Here is a 14,930-nt window from a genome sequence, read left to right as displayed (position 1 = left end):
CCTCTCCCAGTACCTCCCCTTCCCGCCGTCCCGGGAAGGGGATCAGGGCGCTCTCCCCGCGCACCCCCCATGACGCCACCCGCACGGCCTTTCCCGACACTCCTCCCTTGATTGGCCTGCCCATGATCGAGCCCCTCCCCACCGACAGCCCACCGGCCTCCCAGGTCACGCTCCCCGACGGCCGGGTGGAGATCGCCCCCGACGCTCCGGCGCCCACCGGTCCCTACGCCAATGAGGACCTGCTGCCGGTTCCGGTCGCCAAACGGACCTGGACCACGTACAACTTCTCGGCGCTCTGGGTCGGCATGGCCCACAACACCGCCTCCTGGACCCTGGCCTCCGGTCTGATAGCCGTGGGCATGGACTGGAAACAGGCCGTGTTCACCATCGCGCTGGCCAACCTGATCGTGCTGGTCCCGATGCTGCTCACCGGGCACGCGGGACCCAAGTACGGCATCCCCTTCCCGGTCTTCGCCCGCGCCTCCTTCGGCGTCCGCGGCGCCAACCTCCCTGCCGTCGTGCGGGCGTTGGTGGCCTGCGGATGGTTCGGCATCCAGACCTGGATCGGCGGCGAGGCGATCTACTTCCTCGCCGGGAAGCTCTTCGGCGACAGCTGGGCGAACGCCTCGCACATCGGCGGCTACGCCTGGACGATGTGGCTGTCCTTCGCGATCTTCTGGGTGCTCCAGGTCGCGATCATCTACCGGGGCATGGAGACGATCCGCCGCTTCGAGAACTGGGCGGCACCCTTCGTGCTCGTCGGCGCCGGTGTCATGCTGTGGTGGATGAGCAGCAAGGCGGGCGGCTTCGGCCCGTTGCTCGACCAGCCCTCCAAGCTCGGCTGGGGCGGCGCCTTCTGGAAGCTGTTCTGGCCCTCGCTCATGGGCATGATCGGCTTCTGGTCCACCTTGTCGCTGAACATCCCCGACTTCACCCGGTACGGCAGGAGCCAGAAGGCGCAGACCTGGGGCCAGGCGCTCGGCCTGCCCACCACGATGACGCTCTTCGCCTTCCTGTCCGTCATGGTCACCTCGGGATCGCAGGCCGTGTACGGCGAGGCGATCTGGGACCCGGTCAAGCTGGCGGCCAAGACGGACAACGTCGCCGGCATCGTCTTCGCGCTGGTCACCGTGCTGGTCGCGACCCTGTCCGTGAACATCGCGGCCAACCTGGTCTCCCCGGCCTTCGACTTCTCCAACATCGCGCCCAGGAGGATCAGTTTCCGGGCCGGCGCCATGACCACCTGCGTCCTCGGTGTGCTGATCTTCCCCTGGAAGCTGTACTCCGACCCGCAGGGCTACATCTTCACCTGGCTCGGCCTGGTCGGCGGTCTGCTCGGCACGGTCGCCGGCATCCTCATCGCCGACTACTGGATCCTGCGCCGCACCCGGCTCGACCTCACCGACCTGTACCGCACCGGCGGACGCTACTGGTACGCCGGCGGCTGGAACTGGCGGGCCGTCGTCGCCTTCGTCACCGGTGGTGTCCTGGCCGTCGGCGGTGCCGACCTCCATCCGCTGATCGACGGGCGGCCCGTTCCGGCGCTGTCGTCGCTCGCCGACTACGGCTGGGCGGTGGGCCTGGGCACGTCGCTGGTGCTCTACACCGGCCTGATGCTGCTGAGGGGCCGGCCGGAGGCCGCCGCCTGAACCACGGTCGCGCGAGGGAGGACGGTCAGCTCTTCTGGCCGTTCTCCAGCGTGGCCACCACTTCCTTGGCGGCCCTGATGGCGCCCTTGTTGATCTCGTCGGTGCTGGGCGCCTTCTTCGTCTCGAAGTCGCTTCCGTTGTAGGTGACGGCCACCAGCGCGTTGGACACGCGGGCGATCACCACGCCCTCGCGGGTCTGCTGCTTGTCCTCGGTGGTGAGGTTCACGACGGAGTAGCCCCCGTCGCCGAGGCCGGGCACCGTGCCTCCGCCGCTCTTCTTCGTCACACGTTCCTGGTAGGACTTCTGCGCCGCCGCGTCCGAACTCATGATCTCGTAGGACACGTCGAGCCAGCGGTAGTCGAACCCCTTGAGCGCGTTCCAGGAGCAGGTGCGGCGTACGGACCTGTCGGTCGAGGCGATCTCCTGGCCGGCCGTCTTGGTGCCCGGGACCAGAGACGTGATCGTCTTCGTCGTGACGCTGGTGCACGGCGCGGGCGCGGCCGTGTACGTCTTCGCGACCGCCGTCGCCGACGGCTGGGTGGGGCTCTGGGTGCCCTGGACCGCCTTGTGCCCGGCTCCGGTCGGAGTCGTGGGCGACGAGGACGAACCGGACGACATGACCCAGCCCGTGCAGGCGAGCACGGCGACCGGCAGCAGGCGCGCGGTGAGGGCGAGCGGCAGAGGAAGAGAACGCACGGCGCACTTCTCGTGGGGGACGGTGCGGAGGAGTCCGCACTGCGGACGGGACGACAGTGTCACATGACTCTCTGTGGGGCGGAAGGGCGAACTCGTTCCGTGCCTGTGCGGTGACTGTGGTTCACGGCCGGACGCCAGGGCTCCACTTCGCCGTCACCCGCCACACCGCCGCCCGCAGTCGCACGCCACGATCCGTCTCATAAGGGCGCAAAGTGTCCTCCAGGGTCTTGCGAGTGGCCGTGCCGACCACCCGTCCGGGCGTACGAGAGAGGATGAAGCCGACGGCGTCGGCCGCGTCCCGCCCCCACACCGTCTCCGTGCCGACCGGCGTCACGCTCACCTCCTCCCAGCCGTCCAGCACCTCGCGGATACGCGCCGGGTCGGACAGGGACGCCATCGCGGTCTGCGCCGCGACGGTGTGGCTGTCCGGCGCGTCGAGGAGCTTCGCGAAGAGACTCAGGGCGCGCGACTCCTCCAGATGCGGGCCGGCGGGCTGCGGACAGACGAACGCGAGGCGCCCTCCCGGCCGCAGCGCCCGTGCCAGGTTCCGGAACGCGGCCGCGTGGTCCGCGAAGAACATCACCCCGCCCCGGCTGATCACCACGTCGTATCCGGCGGCCGGGAAGCGGTGGGTCTGGGCGTCGCCGAGTTCGTACGCGACGTTGGTGACGCCCTCCGCGGCGGTGGCCGCCCGCGCCCGGTCCAGCAGCGGCGCCGAGATGTCGACGCCGACGGCATGCCCGTGCGCGGCCAGCCGGCCCGCGGTCCTGGTCGTCGCGCCGGCCCCGCAGCCGACGTCCAGGACACGGTCGCCCGCGGCGATCGCGGCACCCTCGAAGAGAGCGTCGTCGAGACCCGACACGAGGGCGTCGTAGCGGGCGTGGTGGGTGGCCCAGTGGCTGCCGAGAGGCCCGTTCCACACCTGCGCCTGCACGGAGTTGGCGATCCGCGTCATGAGGCCTCCTTCGCCGTGCGCACGGGCAGCGCGCTCTCGATCCGGTCCACGGCGGCGAACGCGCCGTACGCGACAAGACGCACCAGACAGGCGTCGGTGCGGCCCTGGGTGCGCCACGCCGCCACGTCCTCCTCCGTGATCCGGTACGGCGCGAGCGCGGCCAGCAGCGCCAGGCGAGCCCCGGGACGGCCACGGCCGGGAATCCCGTCCCACGCGAGCGGCGGATGCGCGCCGTCCCAGGCACCGACCGTCTCCCGTACGAGGATCCGGTCGGCGGCGTCGAGAAGTTCCCCGCCCTCGCCGGCGGCGGCGCGCAGCGCGGCGTAGGCGGGACCTACGGTGGTCGCGCCCGCCCAGCCGGGGCCGGGACCCGCGTGGTCGAGGAGGGGCAGACCGGCACCGTCGAGGAGGGTCAGACCCGCGCCCGGGGCGGGGCGGCGGCGCACCGTCCGGGACAGGGACCGGCCGCCCAGGCTCCGTACGGCCCGGAACCGCTGGACATTGCCCGGCAGCAACCGCTCGGTCAGCAGCGCCGACACCACACGGTTGATGAAGTGGAAGGCGAGGGCGGTGCCGATGTACGCGGGTGCGTGCGCGGCGGGGAAGGGGTACGGAGTCAGCTCCGGTGACCCGGGGATCCGGGTCGCCCGGCCCCACGCCAGCACCCGCGCCTGCCGCTCGTCGGCGGGCGTCCCGCCACGGGCCACCCTCTCCGCGAGAGCGTGGTCGCCGGTCGCGTGCAGCAGCATCCGGTGCGCGTCCACGCAGAACGGACACCGATTGGCCTCGGACACCCCGAGCGCCGCGAGTTCCTTCCCGGTCCTGCCGCCGTCGCCCGCGATCAGCGACTCACGCATCAGCGCCCAGGCGGAGGCCATGATCCCGGGCGCGGAGGAGAGCACGACGAAGGTGGACGCCCGCGCGATGCCGAAGTCCCTGGCGAGCTGGGTGTAGACGGCGCGGACGGGCCCGGCGGCGGACGCGGGTTCGGGTGGAGTGGTGTGACGGTAGGGACTGGACACGGGGTTCGCCTCCCGGTGGGTGATGTGCGGTGCGCCGACGGCCACCGACAGGGCAACCCTGGTCCACAGGCGGGTGCCCGGGCGTCGTACGGCCGAAGGCACTCCGGGCTACCCCACCCGGTCCGGGCGCGGCCCGGCCTACTCCGCCGGGAGTAGTCCGCGCCCCCTCCACAGGTCTGACGCGACCGGCCGAACGGCCGTCTATCGTGCGGGACATGACGCTGGACCGGGCCACGGGCCGACAGCTCGCCGACGCCGCCCTCGCGATCGTCGTCGGCGCCCTGGTCATGACCGCGGCCGCCTTCGACGACGGCACCGCCCCCGCCGACTACGCCCTCATGGCCCTCGCCTCCCTGGCCCTCGCGGCCTACCGCCGGGCACCGCGCGAGGTCCTCGCGATCAGTACGGTCACCACGACGGGGTATGTGCTGCACGCACACCCCGGGCCCCTCGCCGCCCTGCCCGTCCTGGGCGCCGTCCACACGGCCGCGCGCGCCGGTCACCGGGGCGTGGCCGCGCTCGCGAGCGCCGTGTTCCTGGCCGGCTTCGTCGCGACGGGCCCCACCCGGCAGGAGATCGTCGAACGAACCCTCCTGCTGGCGGGCTGGTTCCTGTGCGCCCTGGTGACGGGCCTCGCCGACCGCAACTGGCAGGCGTACCTGCGCCAGACCGAACAGCGCGCGCTGGAGGCGGAACGCACCCGGGAGGAGGCCGCGTTGCGCCGGGCGGGCGAGGAACGGCTGCGGATCGCCCGCGAGTTGCACGACTCGCTCACCCACAGCATCTCGATCGTCAAGCTCCAGGCCGGGGTCGCCGTCCACCTCGCCCGCAAGCGCGGCGAGGAGGTGCCGCCCGCGCTGCTCGCCATCCAGGCGGCGGGTGGCGAGGCGATGCGCGAACTGCGTTCCACGCTCGAGGTGTTGCGCACCGACGAGCCCACCGGCACCCCCGCGCTGCTCGTGGAGCGGGCCCGCGCCGCGGGGCTCGCCGTCGAGTTGTCGGTCAGCGGCGACGAACGACCGCTGACGGCGACGGTGGACCGCGCCGCCTACCGCATCGTCCAGGAGGCGCTGACCAACGCCGCGCGCCACGCGGGTCCGGCAGAGGTGACCGTCCGGCTCGACTACTCGGCGGCCGAGCTGGCGATCTCCGTGGACGACGACGGCGGCGCCGACCCGTCCCGCCCGCCCGAGCCCGGTATCGGTCTCACCGGGATGCGGGAACGCGTCACGGCGCTCGGCGGCACCCTGCGGGCCGCCCCGCGTGTCGGGGGCGGCTTCTCCGTCCACGCCCAACTGCCCCTGGGAACACCGGAGGACGTGTCGTGATCAGGGTCGCGCTCGTCGACGACCAGGCACTGATGCGGGCCGGGTTCCGCGCCCTGCTGGACGCCGAGGACGACATCGAGGTGGTGGGCGAGGCCGCCGACGGGCAGCAGGGGCTCGCGCTGGTGCGGGCCCGGCGGCCGGACGTCGCCCTCGTGGACGTGCAGATGCCGGTGATGTCGGGCATCGAGGCGACCCGGCGGATCGCCGCCGACCCGCAACTGTCCGCCGTACGCGTCCTCATCCTCACCAACTACGGCCTGGACGAGTACGTCTTCGAGGCGCTGCGGGCCGGGGCGAGCGGCTTCCTGCTCAAGGACACCGAGCCCGCCGACCTCCTCCAGGCCATCGAGGTCGTCGCACACGGAGAGGCGCTGCTTTCCCCGTCCGTGACCCGCACGCTGATCGGCGAGTTCGTGTCCCGGCCCCCCGACCGGGCCACCGCGCCGGGTCTGGAGTGCCTCACCCGCCGCGAACGCGAGGTCACCGCGCTCGCCGCGCGCGGCCTCACCAACGAGGAGATCGCCGCGCACATGGTCATCAGCCCGTTCACGGCCAAGACGCACATCAGCCGCGCGATGACCAAGCTGGGCGCCCGCGACCGGGCCCAACTGGTCGTGTTCGCCTACGAGTCGGGGCTGGTGACGGCCAGAGGCGGCACTCAGTGGGGCGTGCGATGATCGGCGGATGACCGTGCCGTGCCCGGGACCGCCGTGCCCGAGACCCCTCCGTAGCGCCGTCCTCGCCGGTGCGCTGGCGCTCGCCGTGAGCGGCTGCGGCTTCTTCGCCGAGCCGGACCACAGGCCCGCGCCCGGCCCCTCGCCCGCCGTCGCGGTACCGCCGGCCGGCGACTGCCCGCCCGCCGGAGTACGCGTCGACGCCGGCCGTGTCGACGGGGCCATGGGGCTGCGGGCGATGTCCCTCACCCTCACCAACTGTTCCGAGCGGCCCTACCGGGTGGACGGCTACCCCTCCGTCCGCGTCCTCGACGAGAAGGGCGCCCCGCTCACCGGCGTGCGCACCGTCCAGGGCACCGACAAGGTCCCCATGGCCCCGGAGGACCCCGGGGCCGAACCGTTCACCCTGAACCCGGGCGAGAGCGCGCATGCGGCCCTGTACTGGCGGATGGCGGCCGAGCACGGCACGTACCTCCGGGTCGTCCCGCAGAAGGGACGCGCCGCCGTGGACGTACGGCCACCGGAGACCCTGGACATCGGACCCGAGAACACGCTCGGCACGACGGCGTGGGCGGCGTCGGCGTCGTGACAACTCCCCGTCCGACAGCTCCAGTTTACTGACAGCTCCTGGTCCGGTCGCCTTCCGGTCAGGTCGCCTTCCGGTCAGGCCACGGGACCCTGTTCTAGGGCACCCGGGCCGTCCACTCGGCCGACCCGAACTTCGAGCGCGCCAGCTCCTCGGCGCGGGCCAGTTCCGCGGGTGTCACCCCGCCGTCCGTGAGCCCGTAGCGGCCGCGGAAGGAGTCGATCATCCGCCCGATGACCTGCTCACGGGCGAGCCCCGTCTGCCGACGCAGTGGATCCACCCGCTTCTTGGCGCTCCTGGTGCCCTTGTCGGAGAGCTTCTCCCGGCCGATGCGCAGCACCTCGAGCATCTTGTCGGCGTCGATGTCGTACGACATGGTCACGTGGTGGAGCACGGCACCGGGGCCGCCGCCCGGTCCGACCACCCGCTTCTGGGCGGCTCCCGCGATCTTCCCCTGCTCCGTCGCGATGTCGTTCAAGGGCTGGTACCAGGCCCTGATCCCCATGTCCCCGAGCGCGCCGAGCACCCAGTCGTCGAGATAGGCGTAGCTGTCCTGGAACGACAGGCCCTGGACGAGTGCCTCCGGCACCGAGAGCGAGTAGGTGATGGTGTTGCCCGGCTCCACGAACATCGCACCGCCACCGGAGATCCGGCGCACCACCTCGATGCCGTGGCGCGCGGCGCCCTCGGGATCGACCTCGTTGCGCAGCGACTGGAAGCTGCCGATGATCACGGAGGGGGCACCCCACTCCCACACGCGCAGCGTCGGCGGACGGCGGCCCGCGGCGACCTCCGCGGTCAGCACCTCGTCCAGGGCCATGTGCAGCGCGGGGGACTGCGGCCCCTCGTGGATCAGCTGCCAGTCGTAGTCCGTCCAGTCGGTGGCGTGCGCGACCGCCCGGCGCACCGCGATCCCGATGCCCTCCGAGGTCAGGCCGTACATGACCGTGCCCGGGGGCAGCGCGGCGTCGACGCGGGCCGCCAGGCCCGCCGCGTCGGTGTCGGCGGGGGCGCCCTCCAGCGCGCGGTTCACGGCGTCCAGCGCCTCGTCCGGTTCGAGGAAGAAATCGCCCGCCACGCGCGCGTGGCGCAGCAGTCCGTCCTCGACGTCCAGGTCCACCACGACGAGCTTGCCGCCGGGGATCTTGTACTCACCGTGCACCGATCCGCCTCCGTTCGTTCCACCGGCACCAACGCCGACCTGCGGTGATTGATTCCGGTCCGTCGAGGGGGATGGTGCGCGGCCCCCGACGTCGAGAAATTCCCCAGCCGCCGCCCGGGGGGAGCGGCCGGGCACGCCTCAGCGGACGGCCGCTCGCCTGCGGCTTCGGGGTGTCGAGGAGTGGCCCCAGGAAGAAGCCCATGAGGCCACGGCAGAACCGGATCACCACGACGGACTCGCCGGTGGGCCATCGACCGGCCGCGATGCCGGACGGGTGCCCGGGACCGCGGCGTTCGCGTCCCAGCCGCCGCTCCCGGTGCTTTCACCCGCCTCGCTGATCAATGTGCTTGCTCTTCACACCGGGGAGCTCGATCTCCAGGTGGAACGCGTCCTCGGACTCCGGCACGTCCGCGAAAGGCGTCCACGCGCCCGCCGGTGTCGCGCCCACCGCCGGCGCCGGACGGACGTGGCCATCGCCCCCGCCTCCTGCTTCCCCCTCGTGCTCCCATCGCCCGCCATTCGTCATGCGAGCCACGCGGACTCCTTGTGACGCAGGCGTGGGGAGACGTCCGAGCCGCCCGCGGCAGCGGACGTGCCCGTGGTGCCGGGTGCGGCCGACTGTCCCAGGTGCCGGTGCACGAAGTGGATGGCCATCGCGCCCTCACCGGCCGCCGAGGCCACCCTCTTCACCGAGCCGCTACGGACGTCCCCTACCGCGAAGACCCCGGGCAGGCCGGTCTCCAGGGGCATGCACGAGCGCCCGCGGCCGTGCCACACCTCGGGGTGGACGCAGGCTTCCTGGGCCTCCGGGCCGGTGAGGACGAAGCCGCGGGAGTCGAGGGCGGTGATGCCGGCGAGCCACTCGGTGTGGGGGTCGGCGCCGGTGAAGACGAACAGGCCCCGTACCGCGAGTCGGTGGTGTCCGCCCGTGCGGTTGTCGACCACGTCGAGCTCCTCCAGCACCTCCTGGCCGATGACCTCGGTGACCTCGCTGTGCAGCATGACCTCCACCCGCGGATGGCGCTCGACCTGGTCGATCAGATAGCGGGACATGCTGGCCTCGAGGCTGGGACCGCGGACCAGCAGGTGCACCTTCGGCGCGTACCCGGCGAGGAACAGCACCGCCTGGCCCGCGGAGTTGCCTCCGCCGACGACGGCCACCGGGTCGGTGCGGCACTGCTTGGCCTCGTAGAAGGTCGCCGAGTAGTGGACGCTCGTTCCCTCCAGACGTTCGATACCGGGCACCTGGAGCCGGCGGTAGCGGGCCCCCGTGGCCAGGACGACGGCGCGGGCGGCGATCTCGCTGCCGTCGGCGAACGCCACCACGTAGTGGTCCTCGTCCTTGGGGTGGAGAGCGGTCGCCTCCACCGGAATGCTGATCCCGGCGCCGAACTTGTCGGCCTGGAGCACGGCGCGTTCGGTCAGTTCGGCGCCGGAGATGCCGGCGGGGAAGCCGAGCAGATTCTCGATGCGGGACGACGTGCCGGCCTGGCCGCCGGTGGCCATCGCCTCCACCACGGTGGTGCTCAGGCCCTCGGAGGCGGCGTACACCGCGGCGGCGAGGCCGGCGGGTCCGGAGCCGACGATGAGGACGTCGCCGTGACGGTGTCCGGCGGGCAGTGACGGCAGGCCGATGAGCCGGGCCAGTTCCGCGTTGCCGGGGTTGCGCAACAGGGTGGTGTCCCGCCAGATGACGAGCGGTGTCTCCTCCGGGCCGACGCCGAAGCGGCGCAGCAACTCCTCGGCCTCGTCGTCGGTTTCCAGGTCGATCCAGCGGTGCGGCAGCCGGTTGCGGATGGCGAACTCGCGCAGCCGCCGGGTGTCGGGCGAGTAGCGCGAGCCGATGATGCGGAAGCCGGCGCCCTGTCCGACGAGCAGCGCGCGACGGCCCAGACAGGCGCGCAGCACGACGTCCCCGATGGAGGAGTCCTGGGCCACCAGGTGGCGCAATTGGTCCAAGGAGACGACGAGGACCTCGCCCGGCTCCCTGGCGACAGCGGTGTAGAAGGCCACCTGGCCGTGCAGGAGTCCGAGTTCGCCGATGAAACGACCGGGGCCGTGCACGCGCAGCAGGCGCTCTTCGGGAGTGCCGTGGTCCTCGACGACGGCGACGGTACCGCTGAGGACGACAAAGAACGTCTCGCAGCGCTCCCCCTCCCGGAGCAGCACGTCGTTCGGAGCCATGCTCCGGCGTTGCCCGTGCTCCGCCAGACGTGCTATCTGGTCCTCCGTAAGGCGCGGATACGCGCCGCAGGCGTCCGGGGTCTCCCGGAAGACGGCCTCGCCCGCTTCCTCCGGCACCGGTTCTCCGCCCGGCAGCGACCGGTCGCCGGACATCAGACGAACGCCTCGTGAACGTAGCACCAGCGCCATTCCTCGCCGGGCTGGAACGACTGCACGATCGGATGGCCGTCGGCGGCGGCGTGCAGGCGCGCGTGCTTGTTCGGCGAGGAGTCACAACAGCCGACGTGCCCGCAGGTCAGGCAGAGCCTCAGGTGGACCCACGGGGAGCCGAGCAGCAGACACTCCTGACACCCTTCCGGGGTCAGCGGCTGGACCGGCCGGACAAGCGCGAGGTGGGGGTCTGCGTGCAGGGTCATCCGGATCACCCTTCCCGGGCCGTGATCGACTGTTCCACCCACTCGCGCAGAGCGGGGGCGGGCGCCGCCCCCGCCTGCCGGGCGACCGTCTCGCCCCGGTCGAGGACGAGCAGTGTCGGTACCGCCTGGACCTTGAAACGCTGCGACAGCCGCGGGTTCTTGTCGACGTCGACCTTGACGAGTTTGATTCGGCCGGCGAGATCGGTGGCGACCTTCTCCAGCGCGGGGCTGACCATGCGGCAGGGGCCGCACCAGGTGGCCCACAGGTCGACCACGACGGGGACGTCGGCCCGCTCGGCGACCTCGGTGAAGTCGTCGTCGCCCGCGTCCACCACCCACGGTAGGGGCTGCTCGCAGTGGCCGCACTTGGGGCGGCCCTCCGCGGCCACGGGCACTCGGTTGGTACGCCCGCAGTTCGGACAACTGATGGTCGTCGCCTGCATCGTGTTCATGCCGCCCGCCCTTCCTTCACGTCCTCGGGCTGGTCGTAGGTGACCACCAGCTCTCCGTGTTCGGCGTCGACGCGGACCGTCCCGCCGTCCTGGACGTCGCCGCGCGGCAGGGCGCGTCCGACCAGTGTCTCGACCTCGTGGGAGATGCAGCGGCGCAGTGGCCGGGCCCCGTACACCGGGTCGTAGCCCTGATGGGTAATCACCTCACGGCCGGCGTCGGTGAGTTCGGCCGTGGCACGGCGTTCGGCGAGCCGCCGCCGCAGTTCCTCGAACCGCAGCTCCACGATCCGCTCGATCTGCCGCTCGCCGAGCGGTTTGGACGGCACGATGTCGTCGACGCGGTTGCGGTCGTAGGCCTGTTTGGCGTCGGCTTCGCCGCGCAGGTCGGCCAGTTCCCTGCGCAGCTCCTCCAGGCGGGTTTCGCCGGCGGTGTCGGTGTCCTTGGACAGGGCCGCTTCGACCTGGCCGGGTGCCGCGCCAGGGCCGGTGACGTTCGGGTGGCGGGAGCGTTCCTCACGCACGGCCGCGCGCAGTTCCTTCGGCTCGGTGCCGGCCTGCTGCGGCAACCGCGGGATCAGACCGTCCTCCTGATCGAGAAGTGCGAGCAGGAGGTGGTCCCCGTCGACCTCGGTGAGCCCCACGCCGACGGCCGCTGTCTGGGCATCCTGGAGAGCTTCCCGGGACTTCTGGGTGAGACGGTTCATGTCCATGGGGGTGTTTCACTCCTCGCGCCGCGGCCGCGCAGGGCGGCTTCGAGCAGGTCGAGCAGGTCGAGCACCAGGCCGATGAATGCGGTAGTCGAGGCAGAGTCCGGTGCGTGGCCGCAGGATGCGGGCGACAACCGCGACGCCGCGCGGCACCTGGTGCTCGATCCCACGGCCCCGGCGGCCGGAAGGTCTCGAGCACTCCCCAGGGTGACGAACCGGGTGGCGCCACGCCTGCGCCTGGCAAGTCAGGAATGCGCGAGTCCGGTCGCCCCACGAGTACGAGAGGAAAAATGCGAACATTTCGGATAAGCCGGGCCCGGAGCGGGTATATGACCTATCGCTCGCCTCCCTGAAGGCTCAGGGAGAACGGAGTGATCCCATGGCCGGCAGTCGGACGCACAGCCCGTACCACCGTTGCTCCGACCGGGCGGGCGGCCTTTCGCGGGGCAGTGCCCGCTGGCACCCGACGGCCGCCCGCGGACAGCCTCGCCCACCCGCTCGCGCCCCAGCCGACCATGACCCCCGCGACCTGATGGCGGTCTCCCGCACCCTGTTCGACGCCGCGGACGAAGACGAGATCCTGCGACTGGCCATGGACCAGATAGCCGCCGCGGGGCCGTACCGCGCCGAGGCCGGATACCTCGAGGTGGGCGGCGACCTGGTCCCCAGCCCGAGGAACGGTCAGACGCATGCCTCGGCCGTGGGCCGGAGGGTGCGGCAGCTGGCCGGGCAGGACGGCCCGGTGACCGTACCCGGCAGGCCCTGGGGCCGGGCCCTGGGGCTGCGCGGACTTGAGGGACTCCACGGCTACCTCGTGGTGACGTCCCGCTCCCGGCCCACCGAGGCCGAGCGATCCCTGCTCGCCACACTCGTCCGGCACACCGCTGCCGCACTGTCGGTCGCCAACGCACAGCGCCGCCGACGCGAGGACGCGCTGGAGCTGCGGCGACTGAGAGACGAACGCACAGCCCTCCAGCGGGAGCTGATCCATGTCGTGGTCGAGCTGGCGTACCAGCGAGCCGTTCACGCGCTCATGGCCGACGTCGCTGCCTCGAGCGGCACCGAGGAAGCCATCACCCGCGCACTGCACAGGCTCACTGGACTTCCCGCGCTGGTCGAGGACCGCTTCGGTCGGTTGAGGTCCTGGACCGGCCCCAGCCGCCCCGACCCCTACCCCGAACCGGACCCCGTGCGCCACGACGAAATGCTGCACGCCGTCGCCTGTCAAGCCGGGCCGGTGCGGATAAAGGACCGGCTGATCACCCTGGTCCGCCCGCACGGCGAGATCCTGGGCGTGCTGGCCCTGGTGGATGTCCGGGGCGAGGCCGACGAGCACACCGTTCTCGCGCTGGAACACGCCGCCGCGTCGCTCGCCCCGGAGCTGACGCACCTGCGCAATCTCGCCGAGGTGGAGCTGAGGCTGCACCGCGAGCTCGTCGACGACCTCCTGGCAGGGACGGACGAGGCGAGCGCCTACGCCCGGTCCGAGGCGGTGGGACACGACCTGCACCGCAGCCACTACGTCGTCGTGGTGCAGTGGCCGAACAGGGCTGCGGACGACTCCTTCGCACAGACCGTGGGACGGGCGGCCGCTGCCGTGGGCATGCGCTCGCTGCTGACCCGACGTTCCGACCACGTGGTCCTGGTCGCCGACGACAGGCCGCACGCCCGCGCGTTGTACGAGGCACTCGCCCGGAAGACCGGGACACGGTCCGGGACGATCGGGGTGAGCGCCCCTTGCGACTCGCTGACCGACATCCCTCACCACTACCAGGAGGCGCGGCGCGCCCTGGAAGTGCGCCGCCACTCCCGCGAGCGCTACGGCACGACGTTCTTCGACGAGCTCGGTCTCTACCGCATCCTGGGACCCGGCAACGACTACCGGGAACTGGAGACGTTCGTCGACGAGTGGCTCGGGCAGCTCATCGACTACGACTCACGGCACCACACGGCCATGGTGGAGACCCTGTCCCGGTACTTCGACTGCGGCGGCAACTACGACGAGACCGCGGAATCCCTCGCGATCCACCGCAGCACGCTGCGCTATCGGCTTCAGCGCATCCGCGACATCAGCGGCAACGACCTCGCGAACGTCGAGGACCGGCTGAACCTCCAGGTGGCGACCCGAGTGTGGAAGATCGTGCTCGGCAGCCCCAGCTGATGCCTCACCGGAACTTTCGTGCGATCGGCGTCACAGCGCGATGACGTGGAGGTCGACCAGGTCGAGCAGCGCCCGCAGGGCCGAACTGGGGCGCCGGGTCGACGACGTGCCGAGATGCATGCTCCAGCGGAGCATGGTGCCGTCGACGTCCAGGACGTGCAGGCCGGGGGTGCGGGCAACGGCGAACGCGGGCAGGAAGGCGATGCCCAGACCGTGGCGGACCAGTGCGGCCCCCATGTCGATGTCGGGCACTTCCAGCGCCACCCGGCGTACGACGCCCGCCACCGCGAACGCCCGGTCGACCACCTCGCGGTTGCCGTAGCCGGGCGGAAAGTCCACGAAGGGCTCTCCCGCGAGGTCCGCAAGTGCCACCTCCCCCCGCCGCGCGAGCGGATGGGCGGCGCTCACCGCCAGGACGAGCGGCACCGTGGCCAGCTCCCGTGCGTCGATCCCGGCGGGTTTGTGCTCGGGCAGCGACAGGAAGGCCACGTCCAAGTCCCCGCTGAGCAGTGCGTGCGCCAGTCCCGCCGATCCGGTCGTCGCCAGCCGCAGCCGGACGTCGATCGCCGGATGCCGCGCGTGCAGCTGTCCGAGGAGCGCGGGCAGGTCCACCACCTCGACCGAGGCCATGGCGCCCACATTCACCGTGCCGCGCAACGTGTCCTGTGCGTCGCGCACGGCGTCCTGGGCCACCTGTGCGGCGTGCAGGGTGGCCCGGGCCTCCGGCAGCAGCGCCGCGCCCGCCCCGGTGAGCCGGACCTGCTGCGACGTGCGCTCGAACAGCGCGCACCCGAGCTCTCGTTCCAGGGAGCGGATCGCGGCGGACACCCCGGACTGCACCACGTGCAGCCGTCGGGCGGCACGCGTGAAACTCAGCTCCTCGGCGACCGCGATGAAGTGCTCCAGCTGACGTAGCTCCACACGAGAAGTATCACTC

General features: G+C 72.0%; 13 protein-coding genes and 3 pseudogenes. 5 read left to right on the top strand and 11 right to left on the bottom strand.

What is annotated here, in order from left to right; translation table 11 throughout:
* Positions 1 to 122 precede the first annotated feature (122 nt).
* Positions 123 to 1,649, top strand: a complete 1,527-nt coding sequence (locus OG199_RS10650) for an NCS1 family nucleobase:cation symporter-1 (protein WP_356804104.1) — start codon at positions 123 to 125, stop codon at positions 1,647 to 1,649.
* Positions 1,650 to 1,674: 25 nt separating this feature from the next.
* Here the strand turns inward: OG199_RS10650 and OG199_RS10645 are convergent, their stop codons facing one another.
* The 3 genes from OG199_RS10645 to OG199_RS10635 form a co-directional block, all read right to left on the bottom strand.
* A complete protein-coding gene (locus tag OG199_RS10645) occupies positions 1,675 to 2,346 on the bottom strand; it encodes a hypothetical protein (protein WP_356804090.1) in 672 nt (223 codons plus the stop codon).
* A gap of 121 nt (positions 2,347 to 2,467) precedes the next feature.
* The gene (locus OG199_RS10640) at positions 2,468 to 3,301 is read right to left on the bottom strand and encodes a methyltransferase domain-containing protein (RefSeq protein WP_356804089.1); all 834 of its coding nucleotides are present in this window, start codon (positions 3,299 to 3,301) and stop codon (positions 2,468 to 2,470) included.
* Positions 3,298 to 4,323 carry a carboxymuconolactone decarboxylase family protein gene (locus OG199_RS10635; RefSeq protein WP_405829221.1) on the bottom strand — a complete coding sequence of 342 codons (1,026 nt, stop codon included), beginning with the start codon at positions 4,321 to 4,323 and terminating at the stop codon, positions 3,298 to 3,300. The genes OG199_RS10640 and OG199_RS10635 overlap by 4 nt, the downstream gene beginning before the upstream one ends.
* Positions 4,324 to 4,538: 215 nt before the next feature.
* Between OG199_RS10635 and OG199_RS10630 the strand changes: the two genes are divergently transcribed.
* From OG199_RS10630 to OG199_RS10620, 3 genes are read left to right on the top strand one after another with little or no spacing between them, the layout of a single operon-like run.
* Positions 4,539 to 5,651 carry a sensor histidine kinase gene (locus OG199_RS10630; RefSeq protein ID WP_405829220.1) on the top strand — a complete coding sequence of 371 codons (1,113 nt, stop codon included), beginning with the start codon at positions 4,539 to 4,541 and terminating at the stop codon, positions 5,649 to 5,651.
* Positions 5,648 to 6,328 (top strand): response regulator transcription factor, encoded by a 681-nt coding sequence (locus tag OG199_RS10625; protein WP_356804084.1) that lies wholly within the window; start codon positions 5,648 to 5,650, stop codon positions 6,326 to 6,328. Before OG199_RS10630 ends, OG199_RS10625 begins: the two co-directional genes overlap by 4 nt.
* Positions 6,329 to 6,335: 7 nt before the next feature.
* The gene (locus OG199_RS10620) at positions 6,336 to 6,914 is read left to right on the top strand and encodes a DUF4232 domain-containing protein (RefSeq protein ID WP_405829218.1); all 579 of its coding nucleotides are present in this window, start codon (positions 6,336 to 6,338) and stop codon (positions 6,912 to 6,914) included.
* Positions 6,915 to 7,008: 94 nt separating this feature from the next.
* Here OG199_RS10620 and OG199_RS10615 read toward each other — a convergent pair whose 3' ends face one another.
* The 7 genes and pseudogenes from OG199_RS10615 to OG199_RS10585 form a co-directional block, all read right to left on the bottom strand.
* The gene (locus tag OG199_RS10615) at positions 7,009 to 8,073 is read right to left on the bottom strand and encodes a lipoyl protein ligase domain-containing protein (RefSeq protein ID WP_356804080.1); all 1,065 of its coding nucleotides are present in this window, start codon (positions 8,071 to 8,073) and stop codon (positions 7,009 to 7,011) included.
* A gap of 522 nt (positions 8,074 to 8,595) precedes the next feature.
* Complete coding sequence (locus OG199_RS10610) at positions 8,596 to 10,410, bottom strand: FAD-dependent oxidoreductase (protein ID WP_405829216.1); 1,815 nt, start codon at positions 10,408 to 10,410, stop codon at positions 8,596 to 8,598.
* Complete coding sequence (locus OG199_RS10605; protein ID WP_356804077.1) at positions 10,410 to 10,673, bottom strand: UBP-type zinc finger domain-containing protein; 264 nt, start codon at positions 10,671 to 10,673, stop codon at positions 10,410 to 10,412. The genes OG199_RS10610 and OG199_RS10605 overlap by 1 nt, the downstream gene beginning before the upstream one ends.
* Positions 10,674 to 10,678: 5 nt before the next feature.
* A complete protein-coding gene (gene trxA / locus OG199_RS10600) occupies positions 10,679 to 11,125 on the bottom strand; it encodes a thioredoxin (protein WP_405829214.1) in 447 nt (148 codons plus the stop codon).
* Positions 11,122 to 11,469: pseudogene (locus OG199_RS10595) on the bottom strand (type VI secretion system ATPase TssH); the annotation flags it as partial. The gene trxA and the pseudogene OG199_RS10595, both read right to left, overlap by 4 nt.
* Positions 11,470 to 11,643: 174 nt before the next feature.
* Positions 11,644 to 11,829: pseudogene (locus OG199_RS10590) on the bottom strand (Clp protease N-terminal domain-containing protein); the annotation flags it as partial.
* A pseudogene (locus OG199_RS10585) lies at positions 11,826 to 11,982 on the bottom strand (MerR family transcriptional regulator); the annotation flags it as partial. The pseudogenes OG199_RS10585 and OG199_RS10590, both read right to left, overlap by 4 nt.
* Before the next feature lie 229 nt (positions 11,983 to 12,211).
* On the opposite strand from OG199_RS10585, the gene OG199_RS10580 reads away from it, so the two are divergent.
* The gene (locus tag OG199_RS10580) at positions 12,212 to 13,993 is read left to right on the top strand and encodes a PucR family transcriptional regulator (RefSeq protein ID WP_405829212.1); all 1,782 of its coding nucleotides are present in this window, start codon (positions 12,212 to 12,214) and stop codon (positions 13,991 to 13,993) included.
* Between the two features lie 30 nt (positions 13,994 to 14,023).
* On the opposite strand, the gene OG199_RS10575 is transcribed toward OG199_RS10580, so the two are convergent.
* Positions 14,024 to 14,914 (bottom strand): LysR family transcriptional regulator, encoded by an 891-nt coding sequence (locus tag OG199_RS10575; RefSeq protein WP_356804072.1) that lies wholly within the window; start codon positions 14,912 to 14,914, stop codon positions 14,024 to 14,026.
* Between the last annotated feature and the right edge of the window lie 16 nt (positions 14,915 to 14,930).

The organism is Streptomyces sp. NBC_01176 (assembly GCF_045039825.1).
In the GTDB taxonomy this organism is placed as follows: domain Bacteria; phylum Actinomycetota; class Actinomycetes; order Streptomycetales; family Streptomycetaceae; genus Streptomyces.
The sequence above is the reverse complement of the archived record's forward strand: the minus strand, read 5'-3'. Positions and strand labels throughout refer to the sequence as shown.

What these genes read in the sequence shown, in the direction of transcription:
- OG199_RS10650 (WP_356804104.1), top strand. Translation starts at nt 123, where the DNA reads ATGATCGAGCCCCTCCCCACCGACAGCCCACCGGCCTCCCAGGTCACG.
- OG199_RS10640 (WP_356804089.1), bottom strand. Translation starts at nt 3,301, where the DNA reads ATGACGCGGATCGCCAACTCCGTGCAGGCGCAGGTGTGGAACGGGCCT.
- OG199_RS10630 (WP_405829220.1), top strand. Translation starts at nt 4,539, where the DNA reads ATGACGCTGGACCGGGCCACGGGCCGACAGCTCGCCGACGCCGCCCTC.
- OG199_RS10620 (WP_405829218.1), top strand. Translation starts at nt 6,336, where the DNA reads ATGACCGTGCCGTGCCCGGGACCGCCGTGCCCGAGACCCCTCCGTAGC.
- OG199_RS10610 (WP_405829216.1), bottom strand. Translation starts at nt 10,410, where the DNA reads ATGTCCGGCGACCGGTCGCTGCCGGGCGGAGAACCGGTGCCGGAGGAA.
- OG199_RS10605 (WP_356804077.1), bottom strand. Translation starts at nt 10,673, where the DNA reads ATGACCCTGCACGCAGACCCCCACCTCGCGCTTGTCCGGCCGGTCCAG.
- trxA (WP_405829214.1), bottom strand. Translation starts at nt 11,125, where the DNA reads ATGAACACGATGCAGGCGACGACCATCAGTTGTCCGAACTGCGGGCGT.
- OG199_RS10580 (WP_405829212.1), top strand. Translation starts at nt 12,212, where the DNA reads ATGGCCGGCAGTCGGACGCACAGCCCGTACCACCGTTGCTCCGACCGG.